This window comes from Anatilimnocola aquadivae (assembly GCF_049819085.1).
Lineage (GTDB): Bacteria > Planctomycetota > Planctomycetia > Pirellulales > Pirellulaceae > Anatilimnocola.
This window is the reverse complement of sequence record NZ_CP187419.1, coordinates 7,033,107-7,052,707: the sequence shown is the minus strand read 5'-3', so window position 1 is coordinate 7,052,707 and position 19,601 is coordinate 7,033,107. Positions and strand designations below refer to the sequence as shown.

19 protein-coding genes are annotated in these 19,601 nt (G+C 57.7%); 8 read left to right on the top strand and 11 right to left on the bottom strand.

Going from position 1 to position 19,601, the window contains the following annotated elements:
• The first annotated feature begins 419 nt into the window (after positions 1 to 419).
• On the top strand, positions 420 to 1,412 hold the full coding sequence (locus tag NA78x_RS27975) for a hypothetical protein (protein WP_425615666.1): 993 nt from the start codon (positions 420 to 422) through the stop codon (positions 1,410 to 1,412).
• A gap of 245 nt (positions 1,413 to 1,657) precedes the next feature.
• On the opposite strand, the gene NA78x_RS27970 is transcribed toward NA78x_RS27975, so the two are convergent.
• Positions 1,658 to 2,293 carry a DUF2306 domain-containing protein gene (locus tag NA78x_RS27970; RefSeq protein ID WP_425615665.1) on the bottom strand — a complete coding sequence of 212 codons (636 nt, stop codon included), beginning with the start codon at positions 2,291 to 2,293 and terminating at the stop codon, positions 1,658 to 1,660.
• Between the two features lie 130 nt (positions 2,294 to 2,423).
• Here NA78x_RS27970 and NA78x_RS27965 point away from each other — a divergent pair, with 130 nt between their 5' ends.
• Entirely contained in the window at positions 2,424 to 3,731 is a 1,308-nt protein-coding gene (locus NA78x_RS27965; protein ID WP_425615664.1) for a DUF2314 domain-containing protein, read from the top strand.
• Between the two features lie 119 nt (positions 3,732 to 3,850).
• Positions 3,851 to 4,876, top strand: a complete 1,026-nt coding sequence (locus NA78x_RS27960; RefSeq protein WP_425615663.1) for a dipeptide epimerase — start codon at positions 3,851 to 3,853, stop codon at positions 4,874 to 4,876.
• Between the two features lie 4 nt (positions 4,877 to 4,880).
• On the opposite strand, the gene NA78x_RS27955 is transcribed toward NA78x_RS27960, so the two are convergent.
• On the bottom strand, positions 4,881 to 5,717 hold the full coding sequence (locus NA78x_RS27955) for a PEGA domain-containing protein (protein WP_425615662.1): 837 nt from the start codon (positions 5,715 to 5,717) through the stop codon (positions 4,881 to 4,883).
• Between the two features lie 144 nt (positions 5,718 to 5,861).
• Here NA78x_RS27955 and NA78x_RS27950 point away from each other — a divergent pair, with 144 nt between their 5' ends.
• On the top strand, positions 5,862 to 6,395 hold the full coding sequence (locus tag NA78x_RS27950) for a hypothetical protein (protein ID WP_425615661.1): 534 nt from the start codon (positions 5,862 to 5,864) through the stop codon (positions 6,393 to 6,395).
• Between the two features lie 92 nt (positions 6,396 to 6,487).
• Complete coding sequence (locus tag NA78x_RS27945) at positions 6,488 to 7,672, top strand: hypothetical protein (RefSeq protein WP_425615660.1); 1,185 nt, start codon at positions 6,488 to 6,490, stop codon at positions 7,670 to 7,672.
• A 52-nt stretch (positions 7,673 to 7,724) separates the two neighbouring features.
• On the opposite strand, the gene NA78x_RS27940 is transcribed toward NA78x_RS27945, so the two are convergent.
• From NA78x_RS27940 to NA78x_RS27915, 6 genes are all read right to left on the bottom strand, one after another.
• A complete protein-coding gene (locus NA78x_RS27940) occupies positions 7,725 to 8,114 on the bottom strand; it encodes a type II toxin-antitoxin system VapC family toxin (RefSeq protein ID WP_425615659.1) in 390 nt (129 codons plus the stop codon).
• Positions 8,111 to 8,350 (bottom strand): type II toxin-antitoxin system Phd/YefM family antitoxin, encoded by a 240-nt coding sequence (locus tag NA78x_RS27935; protein WP_425615658.1) that lies wholly within the window; start codon positions 8,348 to 8,350, stop codon positions 8,111 to 8,113. The genes NA78x_RS27940 and NA78x_RS27935 overlap by 4 nt, the downstream gene beginning before the upstream one ends.
• Positions 8,351 to 8,374: 24 nt before the next feature.
• The gene (gene lysA, locus NA78x_RS27930; protein ID WP_425615657.1) at positions 8,375 to 9,646 is read right to left on the bottom strand and encodes a diaminopimelate decarboxylase; all 1,272 of its coding nucleotides are present in this window, start codon (positions 9,644 to 9,646) and stop codon (positions 8,375 to 8,377) included.
• A 123-nt stretch (positions 9,647 to 9,769) separates the two neighbouring features.
• Positions 9,770 to 10,198, bottom strand: a complete 429-nt coding sequence (locus NA78x_RS27925) for a type II toxin-antitoxin system VapC family toxin (RefSeq protein ID WP_425615656.1) — start codon at positions 10,196 to 10,198, stop codon at positions 9,770 to 9,772.
• Positions 10,195 to 10,467, bottom strand: coding sequence for a hypothetical protein (locus NA78x_RS27920; RefSeq protein WP_425615655.1), 273 nt, complete (start codon positions 10,465 to 10,467; stop codon positions 10,195 to 10,197). Before NA78x_RS27920 ends, NA78x_RS27925 begins: the two co-directional genes overlap by 4 nt.
• Positions 10,468 to 10,601: 134 nt before the next feature.
• Positions 10,602 to 10,826, bottom strand: coding sequence for a hypothetical protein (locus NA78x_RS27915; RefSeq protein WP_425615654.1), 225 nt, complete (start codon positions 10,824 to 10,826; stop codon positions 10,602 to 10,604).
• A gap of 637 nt (positions 10,827 to 11,463) precedes the next feature.
• Here NA78x_RS27915 and NA78x_RS27910 point away from each other — a divergent pair.
• From NA78x_RS27910 to NA78x_RS27900, 3 genes are all read left to right on the top strand, one after another.
• Positions 11,464 to 13,728, top strand: a complete 2,265-nt coding sequence (locus NA78x_RS27910) for a PQQ-binding-like beta-propeller repeat protein (RefSeq protein ID WP_425615653.1) — start codon at positions 11,464 to 11,466, stop codon at positions 13,726 to 13,728.
• A gap of 157 nt (positions 13,729 to 13,885) precedes the next feature.
• On the top strand, positions 13,886 to 16,189 hold the full coding sequence (locus NA78x_RS27905; protein WP_425615652.1) for a PQQ-binding-like beta-propeller repeat protein: 2,304 nt from the start codon (positions 13,886 to 13,888) through the stop codon (positions 16,187 to 16,189).
• A 172-nt stretch (positions 16,190 to 16,361) separates the two neighbouring features.
• The gene (locus tag NA78x_RS27900) at positions 16,362 to 16,733 is read left to right on the top strand and encodes a response regulator (protein ID WP_425615651.1); all 372 of its coding nucleotides are present in this window, start codon (positions 16,362 to 16,364) and stop codon (positions 16,731 to 16,733) included.
• A 40-nt stretch (positions 16,734 to 16,773) separates the two neighbouring features.
• On the opposite strand, the gene NA78x_RS27895 is transcribed toward NA78x_RS27900, so the two are convergent.
• The 3 genes from NA78x_RS27895 to NA78x_RS27885 form a co-directional block, all read right to left on the bottom strand.
• A complete protein-coding gene (locus NA78x_RS27895; protein ID WP_425615650.1) occupies positions 16,774 to 17,151 on the bottom strand; it encodes a hypothetical protein in 378 nt (125 codons plus the stop codon).
• A 516-nt stretch (positions 17,152 to 17,667) separates the two neighbouring features.
• On the bottom strand, positions 17,668 to 18,402 hold the full coding sequence (locus NA78x_RS27890) for a hypothetical protein (protein ID WP_425615649.1): 735 nt from the start codon (positions 18,400 to 18,402) through the stop codon (positions 17,668 to 17,670).
• A gap of 15 nt (positions 18,403 to 18,417) precedes the next feature.
• Positions 18,418 to 19,539 (bottom strand): hypothetical protein, encoded by a 1,122-nt coding sequence (locus NA78x_RS27885; RefSeq protein WP_425615648.1) that lies wholly within the window; start codon positions 19,537 to 19,539, stop codon positions 18,418 to 18,420.
• Positions 19,540 to 19,601 lie beyond the last annotated feature (62 nt).

The following is a 19,601-nucleotide window of genomic DNA, read 5'->3' as shown; positions in this document are numbered from 1 at the left end:
GGTTGACGCGACGACTCAAGGCTTTTCGACAAGCTGAAGGTGGAGAGTCGCGAGAACATTGGTGGGCTGAGCGAGGAAGCATCCGCTGGCTCTTTCAAGAAGAACATTTGGAAGCCGCCATTCTCTATGTTCGTGACGGACGAGATTAGAAAACCCGAAGCGTAAGCGAGGAGCGCGCCAGGGGTGGTTAGCGCGGCTTGTCCAAGCTGAGCCGTTCGTATCGGCCAACGCTGCCAGGGCGAAACGAATGGCGAACGGGCGGCGAAATCGCAGGCGGGCGAGCACACACTCCTCGCTGACGCTTCGGGTTTCCTGAAAAAATGCTAGCGGGGCGTGACCTAACTAGTCACGAGTGGTTGATAGGTTGGCGAAGGTGTGTTGTGAGATTGCACAGCGTATTTTCGCGAAAGGGATCGACCATGCAGGTGTCGTTGCCGCCGTGTTGGCGAGATTTTGAAGCGTATCGACTGGTGAAGGTGTCGCAGTTTAGCACGCGCGTCGCGGCGCGAAAGCTGAAGATTTCGCAAACGCGGATCCGTCAGATTATCGAGCGTGTCGCGGCGTATCTGGTGGAAATGTCGCCGGGGGTGAAGGACATCGTGCGGCGCGAGCAGCAGTTGTACGTCGCCGAGCAGATGGCGGCGGAAAGGCTGAATTTCTTGTGTGCGCAGGCGGAAAACGCGTGGCGCATGTCGCAGGGGCCGATGAAGACCGTTCGCAAGTCGGCTAATTTCACCGGGGCGAATTCGGTGACAACGATTCGGACGGGCTACGGCGACCCGCGCTACCTGATGGTCGCGTGCAAGTTGGCCGAACACGCCGCGATGTTGCCACAGCCTTCGCTCCTCAGTTCGCTCGCGGCTGCAGCGCTGGCAGCGGAAGAAGCTGAAGGCTTGGGCGAAGAGGAAGGCTTGGATGCGGAGGAAGGTCCGGCGAAGGAGCGGGCAACGAGTCAGGGGTCGGGAGTCTATGGCGAAGAGAGACTTTCGAAGATGGATGATCGTCGCTCGCCAAAGACTCCTGACCCCGAGCGGGCTGAGCGGCGCAGCGGCCCCCTGAATAGGGACTGTTCAGAGCTGTTCGCGAAGGAGGCTGCGGAGATGCGGAACGAGAAGTTCCGCGATCCCGTAAGTGCAATGGCAGCCTTCGATTCGGCGACGCGGCCCGTGATGAAGTTGTATGAAGAAGAGGCCGCGCGGCGGACTGTTCACGGCGAGTTGACGGGTGAGGTGGTGGTGTCTGTGGAGCACCGGGAAGAACGTGCGGGGGCAGGTGAGGTGACCAGTGAGCAAGGGTCAGGGGGCGATAGCTTGCCTGCGATGGAGGGCCCCGGGGTGCGACGGCCACTGAATCGGAAGGAAAGGAAGGCAAGACAGGCGATGTTAGAGAAGAAGATGAGGAAGGCGAAGTAGCAAGTAGGGCGGCAGGGGAGCGGCGCAAGCAACCGCGAGGGGAAGAGGCAGGGAGCAGGACCGGCTAAAGCCGGAACTCCAACGGGGAAGGAAGCCGGCAGTCGAGCGGCTCAAGCATCAGCTAGTGCAAAAGCCAATAAACCCCCCGCCGCAGGGGCGGGGGCGTGGTGAGTGTCGTGCGCAGGGGCAGCGCGCCGGAACAGCGCGGAGTACCGCTCGTTGCCGGCCTAATCGCGAAGAGGATCCTAATGCGTGCTGCGAGTTCGCTGCCAGATCTCGTAGGCGATGAGTGGGACGAGCCAACTGAGCCAGGCGTTCAGGATGTAAGCGGTGGCGGATTCCTGTCCGGTGACGATCAATACGCCGGAGACGAGGCGCAGGATTAAGGGGGAGACGAGCAGGATAAACAAACGACAGGCCCAGCGCTCGTGGAGTTGAATGCGTCCCGCGCGGACGTGCCAGACGGCTAGCGCGGCAGAAGCAGCGGTCGCGAGGGTGAGCGTCGCGAAGCCCCAGCCCGCGAGGGGACCGGCGAAGGCTTGCGTCGCCATGACGAGTCCGCTGGGAACGAGCGCGGCAAAGATCAGAATCATTTGCAGGCGGCCGGCCCAGCGATGCCACACGCGAAAACGCCCCGCGCCACGGCTCCACAAGAGAAACGTGCCGAGCAGGATCGTGGGCGGCCCGCTGAGAATGTGCGTGTAGAAGGCCAGGGCGTAAGTCCGCGTGAACGACTCTTCGCGACCCGTGAGAAAGGCCGATTCGACAAAGTTCGGCGGGAAGTACCAACGATACTCCAGCAGGATCGAGCCCAGTACCTTCAGGCCCAAGATGCCCAGCGCCGCGACAATGATCGCGCTGTGCCGCTGGTGCTTACTCAATCGATTGGTGCCATTCCACATGCGGGGAGCAACACAAATAGAAACTGGCGAGAGGTGACAATATTCATTCTAGTCTACCTCGGGTAAAAACTTGCCAGTTCATTTGCCCGCCACTAAACTTCTCCGTCATATGAAATGGCTCACACGCTGGTTTGATGATGACGTCGATTGGTACGCGCCGGCCGCAGTGCTAATCAGTCTCTATACGTTGTATTGGGCGATTGCTGAAAATCGCTGGACGATCGCGGATTGGCCGCGCCCCATGGTCTTGGCGGCAATCTTTGGGATCGTCTTTGCAATTTGCAAATTCTTGAAAGTGCCTGGTGCGCGGTGGTGGGGAATTCCCTGGGTATTGCTGCTGTTCCTGGCCATGCTCATCAATGCTTCCCTGAATGGCTGGACGATGTGGAGCATCAGCAGCGTGCTCGGGGTGGGGTTGATGGCTGCCGGGTTTGGCGTCACCTACTTCTACCTGAGCGACAAGGACGAAGAGTCGGCCGCTGACGAGAACGACAAACCGTTTCTTTCGCTGGTTCTGTTGTTCCGGGAGCAGCCTTACCTGGATGCAGCCGTGCTCGCGAGACTAGCGAGTAAGGCTTGGGGTATTTCCGTTACGAAAAGCTCCGACGAAGACGATTCCGCGCCGAGCGACAATGACAATGCCGATGGCGACGAGACGGCCTTTGTCGTTGGCGATCCTCCGTTGTTTATGATCAAGCATCCGCAGGCCTTTCTGATCGTTCATCATCACGATCAGCAGTACTTTGACGATTCCGAAAGCGCTGCCGAAGACATGGTCGAGCGCCGCTTGCACCACGCGATCTTGGAACATCGAGCCTGGACGGCCGTCGACGTGGTGAGTTGGCTCGGCCCAGAAGCCAATTCCGAAACCATTGCCTATCAATTGGTTGCCCGGTTGCTGGCTGAACTGGCCGACGACAATGTGTTGGCTATCTTCGATCCCGATGCCGGGCGAATGTTCGCCTACGATCCCGAAACCGAACAGAAGCTGCGAGGCGAAGATCCGCGGGGCGAATTGGAACGGCAATATCACGCGCCCATCATCGCGATTCCCGACGACGATCCAGCGATGATGGCTGCCGTGGCCGAAGCGAAAGCCCGCTGGCCCGAGTTCGTCGCCGCATTCGAGAGTCGCGACCGCAATGTCGACCATCAGTTCAACGTCAAAGGTCCGATTGGTACCAAGGGCGACCAGGAGTTTATTTGGATCAAGGTTTCGAGCATCGAGGACAAAGTCATTTTTGGCACGCTGGGGAACGATCCCGCGCGAGTGCCCAACTTGAAGCTAGGAGATCGAGTTCGTTTCGAGATCAGTCAACTAAACGATTGGATCTACCTGCTTGAGGGCGAGATGATAGGCGGCTTCACCGTGAAAGTCATCTCCGAATATGCAAACCGCCCGCAGGAAGACGAGTGACGATCGCCAGGCACTTTCGGCGAGGCCGGCGAAGTTGGATAATCGCACGTGGCACTTTCTTCTCGTCTTCGTAGTTCGTCTCAGGCTCCATCCCTCGCACCCTGTCTCTTGCCCATCCCATGAAACTCATCCTGCACTCGTTTGAATTGCCGCTGCGGCATACCTTCACGATCTCGCGCGAGTCGATCGACACGCAGCCCACGATGATCGTCGAGTTGCAAGACGATGGTACGAGTGGCGGCGTGAGCGGTTTCGGCGAAGCGACTTCGAATCGCTACTACGGCTTTACGGTCGAGAGCATGAGCCATCGTTTGGAAGGGATTCGCCAACAGATTGAAACGGCAAAGTGGGAGCGGCCCGAAGAACTGTGGCAGCAGATGCAGCCCTTGCTGGCCGATGATCCGTTCGCCCTGTGCGCGCTGGATCAGGCTGCGCATGACTTGTGGGGCAAGCGAGCGGGCCAGCCTGTGTACGAACTGTGGGGGCTGACGACGGACAAGATTCCCGCCTCGAACTACACCATCGGCATCGATACGCTGCCGAAGATGCTGGAAAAGTTGCAGGAGTTTCCCGATTGGCCGATCTACAAAATCAAGCTGGGAACCGATCGCGATCTGGAGATTGTCCGTGGCCTGCGTCAGGCTACGAGTGCCACGTTTCGCGTCGATGCCAACTGTGGTTGGTCGGCCGAACAAACACTCGAGTATGCTCCGCAACTGAAAGAGTTGGGCGTCGAGTTCATCGAGCAACCCTTGCCAGCGAACAAGTGGGAAGAGATTCGCCGCGTGCGTGAGAGTGTGGCGTTGCCGATCATGGCCGACGAAAGCTGCATCGTCGAAAGCGATGTGGCCCGCTGTTCCGGGCTGTTTCACGGCATCAACATCAAGCTCGTCAAATGCGGCGGGCTCACTCCCGCGCGGCGAATGATCGCCGAGGCGCGCCAGCTTGGCTTGAAGGTAATGGTGGGTTGCATGACGGAGTCGACCGTCGGGATTTCGGCCATCGCACAGCTACTGCCGCTGCTCGACTACGTCGATATGGACGGCGCGGTGCTGCTGGCAAAAGACATTGCCACGGGGGTGCGCGTGGAACGAGGGATTTGCCATTATCCGAACGTGCCCGGGAATGGCGTGAAGCTGCTGTAGGCGGCTATTGAAACGCCTGGCTGGGGAAGAACTGCGGTGGTGAGCCAGCGGGCGGAACGGCACCGGTGGGTGGCATCGCGCCGCGCGGTGGGACGGCCCCCGAGGGGAGCGGTTGACCTGGCGGCAGGGCACCATTGATCGGCTGTTGCTGCCCGAAGGTCGGGAGTGGTGGGTTGAATTGCTGGGGACTGAGGTTTTGAGGTCCGAGATTTTGCGGACTGAGGTTCTGTGGTCCCAAGGTCGATGCCGGCGGGCCGAGTGGAGTGTTCCCGCCACCGACGGCGGGCTGGCCGGTTGGTGTGGGGAGCGATTGATAGGGAATCGGTTGATTGCCGGGCAAGCCATCGCCGGGGACGCCCATTTTGGGCAACACGGTTCCCGGTGGGACGGTGGGTAGCGGCGTGATCATGCCGAGTCGGGCGCCGCTGCGCAGGTTGTTGGCCCGCTCGAGCAGTTTTTCGGGGGAGACGGTTTCTTGCGGCGCGAGTGTGACATCGACGATTCGCTCATCGCGGATCTCGCGCGGATTCAGGTTTTCGTTGATGAAGTCGAGCGGAACGTACTGGTGCCAAGGTACGGTGAATTGATGATAGAGCGTTTCGGTCTTGTAGCCGTCTTTGACCAGCATGATCTTGCGCGTGCCATAATAGACAAACGCCGACGAACAAGGAGTCGTGCCGATTTCCTGGTCGTCGACAAACACCTGCGCCCCTGCAGGAAAGCTGCGGATGGTCATGCGCCGGCGAACGCAGCCCGTATTCAGCACGCACAACAGCACCAGCGCCACGCAGCAAGTGCGAAGCGAGCGAGTGTCGAGGTGTGGCGAACGAGACCCGCGCATGCGTGCGACTGGCCCTGGCAAAGAACGAAGGCTAAAAAGGATGGAGACCGGGGCGGATAGTACTCAGCGGCCGCCAGAAGGGCCAGAGCGGAATTGTGCATCGAAACAACTTGCTAGCACCCTTTCACCAGGAATCACTCTCCCATGGCGAAGCTCCTTGGTTCGGCCGCCGCACTGGTGCTCGTTGGTAGCGTCTATCTGTTTGTGATGCTAATCGACGACAACAAGGTTCCCGCTGAGATCTCGGCTGCATGGGAGAAAGGGGAGAGCGTTGAGCTGCTATCGCTCGAACCCATTGAAGAGGCTGCTGCCACTGATGCTGCCGAGGAGGATAAAACCAACCCGATCGCCAAGCCAGAGCGGTTTCACGACTACGTCGTACTGGGCAGCACCAAGCTGACCAAGCAAGATCGCCAGACACTGCTCGCGGCTCTCCAAAAATCGTCGGCCGAGAATAATGGCACCGTCGCCGGCTGCTTCCTGCCGCGTCATGGAATTCGCATTCAAGCTGGCAAACAAACGGTCGAACTGGTGATTTGCTTTCAATGCATGTCGGTGCAGGCATACATCGACGGCAAGCCAACGAGCGGCTTTCCCGTCACCAACTCGCCGCTGGCTGTCTTCAATAAAGTGCTGACAGCAGCCAAGGTGAAACTGCCCGAGCAAGCGGAGGAGTAACACTCCGGGTTCATGAACTGTGACAATTGTTTGTCTCCCTTGACCGCAGGCGTTTATAATCGCCCATCCGCCGCTCCTCAGGAGTCATAAGTATGTTGCGATTCTCTGCTCTGACTTGGGTCATCTTCCTCGCCGTCGTTGGTGCACCACTGGCGGTCGGATATGCTGCCGAGCCACTGAGTGACGCTCGCATCCAGCAGGCGATCGAGCAGCTTGGAGATGCTTCGTTCGATGTTCGTGAGGCAGCTCAGAAGGAGCTGCTCAAAAACGCAGAGGCCGCCGAGAAGCAACTGCTTGAGGCAACTCGTTCGCTGGACTTGGAACGATCGCGCCGGGCTCAGTTCATCCTGAGTGCCCTCGGCGAGCAAAAGTTGAATGCCCTCATGGAGAAGGTAACTTGGAGCGTACTGCTCGAACGGATTCGCGAACATGCGAAGGGAACCGAATGGCAAAAGCCGGGCTGGACCGATCCGCTGATCGAAGGAGCCGTCACAAGACTCGTCACCCAAGCCAACCGTGCGGCGACGGCCAAAACGGCGCGCATGCCGGTGAAGTTTGCGGAGTGCATTAGCAAACCGGCTGGTCCGCCAGGTTTTCCCGGTCGCGGCGGACCTGGAGAAATGGTATGTGCCCGTGGCAGCCACGAAGTCAGCTTTGCTAACAACAGCGTTTACTTGATTGATGGGAGCATTCGAATTGCCCATGCGAGTAATTGTGTCATCATTGCCCGAGGTGCGGTAAATATCTCTCATGGCAGCGGGAACATCGTGCTCGCTGGCCACTACATTGATGTCGCCCACGAGGGCTCGATGTTTGGTCGCCCGGGCGCGGAGATGGTGAGCAGCAGCCTGCTGATGAGTGGCGGGCTACTACGGATCAGTCATGCTCAAGGAGCCATTTGCTCTACACCGGGACTGATGGAACTCTCCGGCAGCAAATTGACGTTCTTAAACTCTCCGAACGTGAGCGGAAGTCACCACGTCGATTGCGAAAAAGTGGAAGCCAAACTACAGATCGTTCCGGTCGCACCACCCAGCCCCATCAGTGACAAGTTGACCATCACTCAAGTCATCAATCGCGGGGATAGCGAAAAGGGGCTGGTGATTCTCGAACAAGGGGGCGTCGAAATCGTCCTGCGACCGAATACGCCGATCACCGACAACCTGGGAAAACCGATCTCCGCTCTCGAAGGCTGGAAACTCGAGTTCGTCGGCGATCGCTTCGCCCTTTTCTCCAACGGCGAAACCGAAGCGAGCTTTCTGCTGCCGAGGCGATAGGGGATAACAACGAACTTGCCGGTCGCGGATATCATGACCATCTCAGGCAAGTTCAGCCTGGAAGTAATGAAACTGAGTATGCTGCAATCTGCGGGTCAAGCGAAGCAAGCAGATAATTGCCGTGGATCGCTTGTGCAATCAGCAGGCGATCAAAAGGATCACGATGCAACGAGGGTAGAGTTGCCAGGATCGTGAGGGCACCTTCTTCGATGGGCAGGTTTTCGATGTCGTGTGTGACACGCAACTTCGGCAGATAGACTCCAGGATTGCCCGGGAGCGGAAGTTTGCCCGTTTGGTATTTGATCGCTGCTTCCCAGACCGAGGCAATGCTTAGAACGACTTGATTGTTCAAGTCTTGAATTGCTGATCGATAAGCGGTTGGTAGTCGCCGATCGTTCGCGACAAACCAGAGAAAGACGTGCGTATCGAGCAGAATTTTCATCGTCCCTCAAACGCATCGAGCACCTCATCGGAGAGAGGCGCGTCGAAATCTGCTGGGACGACAAATTCGCCTTCGGCTAGTCCGATGGGCCGCTGGCCAACCGGTGAACGAGCGACCGGGCGAAGTTCCGCAATCGTCAATCCGTTGTTGGTCAACAGCAACGACTCACCTGCTTCAATGCGTTGAAGCAGCGAGGATGGATCACGCTGCAAATCCTGCCAGCTGACGGTGTTCATGCCTTCAGTCTAACATGCCAAATGCTACGCAGGAATCGTTTCCCCGCGGGTGATGTCTTCGTGTGTTTGGCGGGCACGAACCAGGTGAGGCTTGCCGTTTTTGATGAGCACTTCCGCAGCGAGCGGCTTGCTGTTGTAGTTGGAAGCCATGACGAAGCCATAAGCGCCGGCGCGCTCGAGAATCAAATAGTCGCCGATGTTGGCTTGGGGTAATTTGCGAGTGCAGACGAAGCCGCCTTCTTCCTGCGTGAAGATGTCGCCCGATTCGCAGAGCGGACCACCGACGACCACGTCCACTTCGGGCCTGCTTGTGGCGCCATTGGCTGGCGCGATCGACATGGGGTGATACGAGCCGTAGAGGATGGGGCGAGCAAGATTGTTGAAGCCGGCGTCGAGCAGATAGAAGGTGTTGTTGCCCATCTGCTTGACCGCGCGAATTTCGCTGAGCAGGTAACCGCTTTCGGCAACCAAGTAGCGGCCGGGTTCGATTTCCAGCGTCAGCTTGTGGCCGAGCTTCGCTTCCAGCTTTTTGCGCGAGGCATCCCACAGCTGATAGTACTGGTCGAGATCGACGTACGACTGCTGGGTGTTGTAAGGAATCGGCAGGCCACCACCGGCGCTGATGGTCTTGACGCTGCGGCCGACGGTTTCGACGACATTCTCCATGGCGCCGCAAACTTGCGACAGGTGATGCAAATCGGTGCCGCTGCCGATGTGCATGTGAATGCCCGTGACGGCGATGTTGCCGCGGTCGGCCCGCTGCAAGCAGTCGTCGAGTTGCTCGTGCCAGATGCCGTGCTTCGATTGCTCGCCGCCAGTGTTCGTCTTCTGGCTGTGGCCGTGACCAAAGCCGGGGTTGATGCGCAGCGTGATGTTGCTCCCAGGGGCTTTTTCGCCCAATTGGTCGATCATGTCGGGCGAACCGCAGTTCACGGGAATCTTCAGCTTGACGACCATTTCGAGCGCTTCGCGGTCGAAGATGTCGGCGGTGTAGACAATCTCGGGATGCTCGACATTGCCGGGCTTGAAGCCGGCCTTCATTGCCCGGTGAATTTCGCCACCGCTGACCGCATCGACCACCACGCCGTTCTGGCGGCAAAGGTCGAGGATTGCGATGTTCGAGCAGGCCTTCTGAGCGAAGCGAATCACATCGAACTGCTTCAGGTCGTTGATCCGCTCGACGATCGAAGCCGCGTCGTAGATGTAGCTGGGGGTGCCGAACTGCTTGGCCAACTCGACCACAGGAACGCCGGCGATTTCGGAACGGATGGTGGGAAACGTGCCAACAACAGGCATGGCGAAAACTCTTGAATGCAGAAGTGGGAAGCAGAATGCAGAATGGAAGGCTCAAATTATCCCGTGCGGCGGAATCGAGGGGAAGGGGCGGGGCGGGGAGCGATATGGACTGCAAGCGTCGAGCTAAGCCTCAAAACCCGCAGGCAGCAGGTCAAACGGGTGTTCTTGGGAGTTGCGATAGACAGTGAAGTCGCGGCGATCGAGAGTGAAGATGGTGTTGGTTTCCAACTGGTTCGCGATATAGACCAGCGAAAGATCAGCAAGTTGGGGCTTGAGGTCGTGATACTTGGCCAGCATTTGCCGGCACCAAGGAGCAAAATCGGCGTCGAAATCAACACATTCAAGTGAGTTTGACTCGATCAAAGCGATGACTTGATTAATGTCGGACAGGGAGCCTCTCAGCAGCCAAGCTGCCTCGGTGATCGCAAGCCAAGTGGTGAACAGTGGCAGCTGAAGTAGCGCCAATTGCTCCAAGCACACTTCGTGGCGAGCATCTGCGGCGCGCAAAATCGCAACGATTGCGCCAGTATCGACGACTACGTCTTCTCTCATTCCGACTCTCCGAAGCCTTCCATGTACTTCGGGTTAGTGCTGAGGTCCGTAGGTCCGCCTTTGATCGCCCCTAACAGCCCCAGTCGTTTCAGGGCATCGCGTGCATTTTCCGGTGACGAACCAGCGGTGGGCCTCGCCAGATTCCGTCCATATTGATTGAGCGCACTCTCTACGACACGCTCCCAGGGATGTCCGGTTCGCTCGGCGAGGTCAGCAATCTGTTGTTGCTGCTCCGGCGTCAACTGAATATTTCGTGGGTCGTGAATCATGCTGAAAGTTTATCACTCGGGCTGGTGTGACGCAAAATCGCTCCCGAGGCAAGAAACAAAAAAGGGACAGCAAACGCTGTCCCCCAGGTGCCGCGAACCAAAATCGGATCGCGACCGAGTGGTCTAAAGCAACCCTAGCGTCGGCTCTTCTCATCTGCCTTTTTCGACAGCGAGAGAGGTGTGGCCAAAGCCGAGTGGCGAACTTCGAGGTCGAACAGTTGGGCCGACATCTGTTTGTCGAAGGTCACCCAGGCTGGGTTGGTCGTATCGTATTCAACGTCCGTTACTTGAACGGCGATCGCAGCGCGGTCGGCAGCTTTTTGAGGAGCGGCGGCTGGTTTCGAAGTAGGCTTAAACATCGCAGTTGCTCCTTCGAGCAGGAGAGTGATTTTCGGCAGCTGCCGAAGATGCTCTCTTTTGAATGCAATTGGAGTGCCAAAAAAATCCTGACTTCAGGAAAAACGCTCTAAACCGATCACCACGACCATGTTGGAGCATGATTGCGGCCGCCACGACCTGGTTGACGGAGATGCCTAGTGTTCCCAACTTGCGACAAGTGCCGTCTCTTTTTAGAACGGCACGCCAAGCCCTGCGGTTAACCACTTTCTGTGCGCATTTCTCAAAATTCCTGTCCGTGCTTTCGGCGGCCTCCTGCCGTGCGCGCTGCATCCGTTGAGGTTTGCCATTTCGTTGCTCGATTTTTGAGCGGTTCTCGGCGCAAATTGCGGCAGCACAGTTTGACAACCGCGCAGGCATCAGATTTGGTTACCACTGCGTGATGTTTCATTATTGAAGCGCGGCCAGTAGCAGCTTGGCCGTCGCTTAGCCGCAGAGCCTCGAAGTAAGTCATTCTGTCGCAGCGACTGGTTCGTAATCTGTACCAGGTACCTAGCACCGTTGCGGCAGGCAGCGGGCTGCGCTATCTTGAATTGCGTAGAAGGTTCGAGAGAAGCCCACCAAGTTCCGTCCCGCCTCTCCGCTCAACGCGAGTCAATCATGAAACGTGCTGGTCTCGTTTGGTCATTTGCTGGTTGCCTGTTAGCCAGTTTGAGTGTTGCTAGCGCAGCCTTTGCTCAGGAAGCCAAGAGCGACCCGCTCGACTGGCCCTTCTGGCGCGGTCCCGAGGGAAACAGTATTTCCCGCGAAACCGGCCTGCCCGATACGATCAACCCGGGTGGCGGCGAGGGAAGCAATCTGACCTGGAAGCGCGATGACGTCGGCGGCCGCAGCACGCCAATCGTCATGAATGGCAAAATCTACTACCTGTGTCGCCACAATCCAGCCACGCCGCGCGAGTGCGAAAAGGTCGTCTGCCTGAATGCGGCAACCGGCGAAACCGTGTGGGAGAGTATTCACAACGTCTGGTCGAGTGACGTTCCCGATACCCGCGTCGGCTGGTCCAACGTCGCTGGAGATCCCGCCACCGGCAACGTGTTTTCGATGGGAGCCAACGGCCTGTTTCAATGCCTGGATGGCGCGACCGGCAAAATCATTTGGCAGATTCCTCTGCACGAACAGTTCGGCGTGCTTACTACCTATGGCGGCCGCACCAACAGTCCGGTTGTGTTCGAAGATCTGGTGATTCTCGGCTCCGTCGTCATTGGCTGGGGCGATATGGCGGTCCCCGCCCACCGCATTATCGCGTTCGACAAGACCAATGGTCAGGTCGTCTGGTTCATCAGCACGCGGCTTCGTCCTGAAGACACGATTTACAACAGCCCCACCATTGCGACCATCAAGGGTCAAAAACTGCTTATCACGGGCGCAGGTGACGGTTACGTGTATGCAATTCAACCGCGTACCGGCAAGAAGGTTTGGGAGTACGAGTTTTCACGCCGCGGTTTGAATCTTTCCCCGACCGTCGATGGCGACGTCGTCTACATGGGCCACAGCGAAGAGAATCGCGTGCCCGATCAGCGCGTGGTCGGCGCAGTCGCGGCTATTGATGCCACGCAAGAAGGCAACGTCACACAGAAGGCTGAAATCTGGCGCACGCTGGAAATCGCTGACGGCAAGAGCTCGATTTTGAAGGTCAAAGACGAGAAGCTCGGCGATCGACTGTATTGCCCCGATGATGCCGGTAAGCTCTTCATTCTCGATGCCAAGACCGGCGAACCAGTCGGGCCGAAGGTTGGCCTCGGTACCATCAACTTCGGAGCGCCGATTTACGCCGATGGCAAGATCTATTACAGCGAAAAGAATGGTCGCTGGTACATTTTGACTCCCAACGAAACGGGTGTCGCCAAGCCTGTTCGCAATAAGACGCTCGGCAATTTTCCCTCTGGTGATGAATGCTGGGCTTCGCCCGTCATCAGCCATGGTCGCTTGTACATTTTGACGACCGGCGCGCTCTACTGCTTCGAAGACAAAGCCAAGAAGAAGGGCTCGACACCGCAGCCCAAGCAGTTGGAAGAAACACCGGTCGCCGAAGATCAAAAGCCAACACAAGCCGTGATCGTCCCCGCTGAAGTGCTGATGCGGCCCGGTGAAAAGCAGAACTTCACCGTCAAGCTCTACAACTCGCGTGGTCAGTTTCTCAAGGCCAGCGACGCGAAGTTCGCCGTCGATGCCAACGGGCAAGTCACCGAGAAGGGCGAATTCACCGCTGCTGCGGATGCGGCGCACGTGGCTGCGTACGTGACCGCATCGGTGGGCGACATCAGCGCTCGCGCTCGGATTCGCATCGTGCCACCGTTGCCGTGGAAGTTCGATCTGGAAGGTTTGAAGGACGCGCCTATCACTTGGATTGGTGCTCGCTATCGCCATCAACTGCGCACCATCGATGGCAACAATGTGCTCGCCAAGATCACGACCATTCCCAAGGGCACTCGCAGCCGTGCCTCACTCGGTCACTCCGATCTGCACGACTACACCATTCAAGCCGATATGCTGCCCTTTGAAGCCGATGGCAAACAGCCCGACATGGGCCTGATCGCGCAAGGCTACACATTCGAGATTTCTGGTGAGCGAAACCTGCTGCATATCGGCAGCTGGGTCTCGCACGACAAGCGTTTCTTTGCCACCAAAGAATTCAAGCTCGAACCGGGCAATTGGTACACCCTTAAGCTGCAAGCCGCGAACGTCAACGGTGCTGCGGTGGTGAAGGCTAAGGTCTGGAAGAAGGCCGACAAAGAGCCTGCCGAGTGGACACTCGAACTAAACGACCCACAGCCTAATAAAGAAGGTGCGCCGGGTCTGTTTGGCAACGCCACCAACGCCGAAGTCTTGATCGACAATGTGCTGGTCACCCCAAATTCGTAGTCACAGCAGCGGCGCGGTCAAAGCCCGCGCTTGCAACCGTTTTTACCCTTGACTCTGCCGGGTTCACCGGCGGATACTTGTTGAAACAACTATTTCTTCGCCGATGGCAGTTTCCGGCCAGAATGCGCGGCGAATGAACTTTGTAGGGAGCCTCTTTATGCAACGGACCAGAACCTATTTGGCAATCTTCACCAGCCTCGTGCTGGGAATGACGGCCTCGACCATGCTGGCGGGTTGCCAGCCCTCGGCACCTCAGTCGAACAAGATCACCGATGGCGATCGTTCGACCGACGTCCCCAGCATCGAAGTTCCAGCGGAAACCGCGCCTGCGAAGACCGATCCAGCCCCAGCGGATCCCGCCAAGCCACCAGCCGATGCTCCCGCCGATCCTGCTCCGCCGAAGCCCGAACTGGGCGAACCCAAGGCTCCTCAAGAGGGCCTGAAGGAAGAAGAAAAGAAAGAGGCCGCAGCCACGACCGCCGAACAGAAGGCTGAAGAAGCAGCCAAGCCGGAAACCAAGCCCGACCAGACCGTCGCGCTGGCACCCGAAAAGCCCGGTCTGAATCCCAAGACCGTGAGCGAGAATCCGGTCGTGAAGAAGGGTGACTGGGGCCAATGGGGCGGCACCTCGATGCGTAACAATGTCCCGGTCACCGATATCGAAGTGCCACTCGAGTTCGCTCCCGGCACGTTCGATCGCAAGACCGGCGAATGGCAAAAATCGAAGGCCAAGAACATCAAGTGGGTCGCTACGCTCGGAAGCCAAACGTACGGCAACACCGTCGTCGGCTCGGGCAAGGTGCTGCTTGGCACCAACAACAGCAACGGCTACATCAAGCGTTATCCCGGCGATACCGATCTCGGCTGCCTCGTGTGCTTCGACGAAAAAGACGGCAAGTTCCTCTGGCAACACAGCAGCGAAAAGCTACACACCGGCCGCGTCCACGATTGGCCGTTGCAAGGCGTCTGCTGCTCGCCGCTGATCGAAGGGAACCGCCTGTGGTTCGTCACCAGCCGTGGTGAAGTGAAGTGCCTCGATACCGAAGGCTACTACGACGGCAAAGACGACGGCGTCGTGACCAAGGAACCGGCTCGCTTGTTCGATGTGGTGCGGGCCGATGAACCCGCCAACGATAAGCTCGGAGCGATTCTCGCCGATCTGGAAGCAGGCAAGTTCAACGAAGACCTGAAGCCCCGCTTCGAAGCGGCCGGCGCTCCGCTCACCGGCGAAGTCGAACTGAAGCTTGATGAAAAAGCCAAGGGACCAAAGAAGTGGCTGATCTCGGCGACGTCGAATGGCGTGAAGCGAGACTTCTATGCCACGCTCGCCGGTCCCCGGCTCAGCGTGTTCCGCATCACCACTCCCGACGACAAAGAAGAAGCCGACGTCATCTGGTCGTACGACATGATGAAGCAACTGGGCACTTCGCAGCACAACATGTGCAGTTGCTCGGTCACCTCGTGGGGCGACTTGCTGTTCGTCAACACCAGCAACGGCGTCGACGAATCGCACCTGGTCGTGCCTGCTCCCGATGCCCCCAGCTTTATCTGCATGGATAAGAACACGGGCGAAGTTTACTGGACCGACAACAGCCCGAAGGATCTGATTCTGCACGGCCAATGGTCGTCGCCCACCGTCGCCATCATGGGCGGCGAAGCGCAGGTGCTGTTCGGCGGCGGCGACGCCTGGCTGTATAGCTTTAAGGCCAACAAGGGCAAGGACGGCAAGCCAGAATTGCTCTGGAAGTTCGATTGCAATCCAAAGGACAGCATTCTCGAACTGGGCGGCCGCGGCACGCGGAACGACATCATCAGCACGCCCGTTGTGTACGACAACAAGGTCTACTTCGCCACCGGCCAAGATCCCGAACACGGTGAAGGCTCGGGCATCTTCTGGTGCATCGATCCGACCAGGCGGGGCGACATCAGCGAAAAGCTGGTGAAGAATCGCGACGACAAGAAGAATCCCGTCGTTCGCAAGCGCATCCAAGCGGCCGTCGAAGAAGAAGGCGACGTCATCGAAGACAACCCGAACTCGGGCGTGGTCTGGAAGTACACCGAGTACGACTGGGACGGCAACGGCGAAATCGACGACTTCATGGAGAAGTTCCATCGCAGCATCAGCACGCCGGTCATCAAGGACGACCTGCTCTTCCTGCCCGACTTCAGCGGTCTGTTCCATTGCCTCGATGCCAAGACCGGCAAGGTGTACTGGACGCACGACATGCTGGCTGCGGCGTGGGGCTCGGCGATGATCTGCGGCGACAAGGTGATGGTCGGCGATGAAGACGGCGATATCATCGTCTTCAATCTCGACAAGAAGGTTCATGACCCGGTCGCCGAGATCAACCTGCTGAACTCGGTCTATAGCACGCCCATCATTGCCAATGGCGTGTTGTACCTGGCCAACAAGGACCACGTCTTCGCCATCGAAGCCCCTGCTGGCGGCAGCGAGAAGTAGGTTTATCCGTTCTGACAATCGCCCCCGCCCCTGCGGCGGGGGTTCATTGGCTTGTGCACTAGGTGCCGGGTCGACGCAGTAGTTTGCCCAGCAGCGCTCCAGCTCGACTATCTTAGCTAGTGCAAAAGCCGTTAAACCCCCGGGGCAGGCCCGGGGGCGTGAAGAAAAGAAAATGCCCAAACGCGTACTCGATATCGGTAACTGCTCGGTGGATCATGGCGCGATCAGCGGAATGCTTACCAAGCAATTCGGCGCGGAAGTCATCCAGGCGCATGGCCCCGAAGATTCTCTGGTGCTGCTCAAGCAGACGCACTTCGACCTGGTGCTCGTCAATCGCAAGCTCGACCAGGACTACAGCGACGGCCTGGACATCATTCACGCGATGAAAGCCGATCCGCAAATTGCCGCTGTGCCCGTGATGCTTATCAGCAACTATCCGCAGTATCAAGAAGAAGCCATCGAAAGTGGCGCCCTTCCCGGCTTCGGCAAAAAAGAACTCTATCTCGACTCCACGCAAGAGAACCTCAGCAAACTGCTGAAGTAGCAGGCGTCGGAACTGCGGGCTTGCAGACGGAGTTTGCTGGCTAGTCGCGATCAGTATTCAGCAGTGGGATGGGTTGCTCTCCCACTTCCAGCACTTCGAACAAACAGCGCTCGGCGGTGATCTTCGTCTGGCCAATCAGGCCCGAATAGCGCCCGAACAATCGATCGCCGGCTCGCAATTGACGGTCCCGTTCGGTCGCGGCGATCAGGTGTACAAGAAAAATGTCGTCTTGCACGTGTTCGGCAAATTCGACGGCCCCCTGCAGGTTGAAATCCTCCGTGTAAACTCCAGCCACGTCGCCGGCTCTTGGTTTGATCGGCGAGGCGGTCTGCTGCGTCTCGGACTCGCCCTGCGCGAGTGACTCGCTACGGCGCCAATTGAATTGCTCGGCCCAGAATTCCCGGATTGCGATTTTCACGCAATACTTCGGTACCTCATACACTGTCTCGGGTAGCCAGCGAAGACGAATCGATCCGCGGCGATAGTCCGTGTAATGGGAGTGGCTCGAAATCAAGAATCGCTCGGGGAGTTCCACCGGAACGGGTTCCAGCAAGCCAATACAATTACAGCCTTGGCTGAACGCTACTTCTCGCGATCTTTCACCGGCGTACGGATCATCGTAAACCCGGCTAACAAATTGCTGAATATTGCTCCAATGCAGTCTTAGATTGTTTCTGCCGACAACTCGACCTTTATCGAATGTGCCTTCTACAAAAAGTAGATTGTAATTGCAGGTTTGCTGGTAAGTTCCCGGCCACCGTTGCACATACTGCAGTGATTCATCGAGCGAGTTCATGGATGCAGTCTCCGCTTAACCAAGTTCCTTCGTATAGCACCGCCGTCGCTTGTGTTGGCGGCGGTCGTAGCCCTTCCAGATCAGCTGCACTTGCAGGTTGGTTTCGATTTCAAAGGCTCCCGACCACCGAATCTCCGGCTAGTCGCGATCAGTATTCAGCGGTGGGATCGGCTGCTCTCCCACTTCCAGCACTTCGAACAAACAGCGCTCGGCTGTGATCTTCGTCTGGCCAATCAGGCGCGAATCGCGGCCGAACAATCGATCGCCGGGGCAGAGCTGGCGCCCCTCTGCCGTCGCTGCGATCACATGGCCGAGATAAATGTCGTCTCCTACGTGCTCGGCAAATTCGACGGCACCCTGCAAATTGAAATCGTCCGTATAGACGCCAACGATATCGTACGGCTTGGGTTTGATCTGCATGGCAGCTTTCAGCATCTGTAGCGAAGTGCCATCTTCAAAACACTCGTATTCCACACGAAACCGTTCCGAGATTGCTAATCCCACACAAAACTGCGGCACTTCAAACACATTGTCGAGCAACCAACGAAGTCGAATGGATCGGCAACGATACACAGCTTGGTACGATCGGTCCGATACCAGGCATCGCTCGGGAATGTCGGCGGGGACCGGCTTATCGAACCGGATCGATGACCCACCAAAGGCGTGCCGCCGAGCGTGCACACATTCCAGTGGTTCATCATACTTGTAGGAGCCAATCTCGCAGGGAACTCTCCATTCCAGCGTAACATCTGTCCTACCGACGACCCTCCCTTTCGTGATATTGCAGTCGGCAAATAACTCTTGGTGATGTCCGTGGTTGTCGTTATTCGGCCACCGTCGCACATACTGCAGTGATTCATCGAGCGAGTTCATGGATGCAGTCTCCGCTTAACCAAGTTCCTTCGCATAGCACCGCCGTCGCTTGTGTTGGCGGCGGTCGTAGCCCTTCCAGATCAGCTGCACTTGCAAGTTGGTTTCCAGTTCGGGATTGGTCTCGGCGAGGGGGATGCCGAACTTCAAGCAGGTGGTCAGGATCTTTTCCAGGATCATCACATGCACGCCCTTGCTGCGATAGTCTTGGCGGATGGCGATGATATAAAAATCGGCCCGGTCATTTTTCTGTAGCGCGCGATACAAGTGCCAGAACCCAAACGGAAAGAGTTCTCCCTTTGCTTTTTGCAATGCGCGGGACAGGGAAGGCATCGTCAAGCCAAAGGCCACCACTTCGTCCTGCTGATTCAGAATGGTGGAAACGAAATCCGGATTGACGTAGCCAAAGTATTGATCGGTGTAGAACTGGATTTGCTTCTCGGTTAGTTCCACGTAGCCGTACAGGTGACTGTACGCTGCGTTGACCAGTCGAAAAATCTCGGGGGCATAGCTTCTTAGCTCGCTCGCTCGTTTGACTTGCAATTGGCGAAGGCCATACCGCTGTTGCACTTTCTGCGAAAACTGCGCGACGCGGGGAGGTATTTTTCCCGGTGAGTGAATTTCGTACTCGACCCAGTCAGTGCTTTTCTGATAGCCGCACGCCTCGAAATGGTTCGCGTAGTAGGCGTGGTTGTAAATTGTGGCGAAGGTGCCCAGTTCCTCGAAGCCTTCGACCAGCAGCCCTTCCTTGTCGAAGTCCGAAAAGCCGAGTGGCCCGTGGATGTGGTTCTTTGAATGCTCGCGGGCCCAGTCTTCGACGGTTTGAAACAACTTCGCCGAGACCTCGGGATCGTCGATGAAGTCGATCCAGCCGAAGCGGGCGGTGGAGGTGCTGAACTTTTTATTTTCGGCGTGATTGATGATGCCCGCGATCCGCCCGACGACCTGGCCGTCGCGTTTGGCCAGCCAGTACTTTTTCAGGCAATGCTCGAACGCGGGATTTTGAGCGAGCGTTTGGATCTCGTCCCGCACGAGCGGCGGGACCCAATAGCGGTTGCCTCGATAAAGCTGAAACGGGAACTTGACGAAGGTTCGCAACTCCGCCGGGGTTGTTACTGCTTGGATTTCAACCGTGGGCATATTCGCTGCTACTTCTTCCGAACCATATTCAGCGAAATCCCTGGAACCCAGGTGACGGGGCC

What these genes read in the sequence shown, in the direction of transcription:
- NA78x_RS27975 (WP_425615666.1), top strand. Translation starts at nt 420, where the DNA reads ATGCAGGTGTCGTTGCCGCCGTGTTGGCGAGATTTTGAAGCGTATCGA.
- NA78x_RS27965 (WP_425615664.1), top strand. Translation starts at nt 2,424, where the DNA reads ATGAAATGGCTCACACGCTGGTTTGATGATGACGTCGATTGGTACGCG.
- NA78x_RS27960 (WP_425615663.1), top strand. Translation starts at nt 3,851, where the DNA reads ATGAAACTCATCCTGCACTCGTTTGAATTGCCGCTGCGGCATACCTTC.
- NA78x_RS27955 (WP_425615662.1), bottom strand. Translation starts at nt 5,717, where the DNA reads ATGCGCGGGTCTCGTTCGCCACACCTCGACACTCGCTCGCTTCGCACT.
- NA78x_RS27950 (WP_425615661.1), top strand. Translation starts at nt 5,862, where the DNA reads ATGGCGAAGCTCCTTGGTTCGGCCGCCGCACTGGTGCTCGTTGGTAGC.
- NA78x_RS27945 (WP_425615660.1), top strand. Translation starts at nt 6,488, where the DNA reads ATGTTGCGATTCTCTGCTCTGACTTGGGTCATCTTCCTCGCCGTCGTT.
- NA78x_RS27940 (WP_425615659.1), bottom strand. Translation starts at nt 8,114, where the DNA reads ATGAAAATTCTGCTCGATACGCACGTCTTTCTCTGGTTTGTCGCGAAC.
- NA78x_RS27935 (WP_425615658.1), bottom strand. Translation starts at nt 8,350, where the DNA reads ATGAACACCGTCAGCTGGCAGGATTTGCAGCGTGATCCATCCTCGCTG.
- lysA (WP_425615657.1), bottom strand. Translation starts at nt 9,646, where the DNA reads ATGCCTGTTGTTGGCACGTTTCCCACCATCCGTTCCGAAATCGCCGGC.
- NA78x_RS27925 (WP_425615656.1), bottom strand. Translation starts at nt 10,198, where the DNA reads ATGAGAGAAGACGTAGTCGTCGATACTGGCGCAATCGTTGCGATTTTG.
- NA78x_RS27920 (WP_425615655.1), bottom strand. Translation starts at nt 10,467, where the DNA reads ATGATTCACGACCCACGAAATATTCAGTTGACGCCGGAGCAGCAACAA.
- NA78x_RS27915 (WP_425615654.1), bottom strand. Translation starts at nt 10,826, where the DNA reads ATGTTTAAGCCTACTTCGAAACCAGCCGCCGCTCCTCAAAAAGCTGCC.
- NA78x_RS27910 (WP_425615653.1), top strand. Translation starts at nt 11,464, where the DNA reads ATGAAACGTGCTGGTCTCGTTTGGTCATTTGCTGGTTGCCTGTTAGCC.
- NA78x_RS27905 (WP_425615652.1), top strand. Translation starts at nt 13,886, where the DNA reads ATGCAACGGACCAGAACCTATTTGGCAATCTTCACCAGCCTCGTGCTG.
- NA78x_RS27900 (WP_425615651.1), top strand. Translation starts at nt 16,362, where the DNA reads ATGCCCAAACGCGTACTCGATATCGGTAACTGCTCGGTGGATCATGGC.
- NA78x_RS27890 (WP_425615649.1), bottom strand. Translation starts at nt 18,402, where the DNA reads ATGAACTCGCTCGATGAATCACTGCAGTATGTGCGACGGTGGCCGAAT.
- NA78x_RS27885 (WP_425615648.1), bottom strand. Translation starts at nt 19,539, where the DNA reads ATGCCCACGGTTGAAATCCAAGCAGTAACAACCCCGGCGGAGTTGCGA.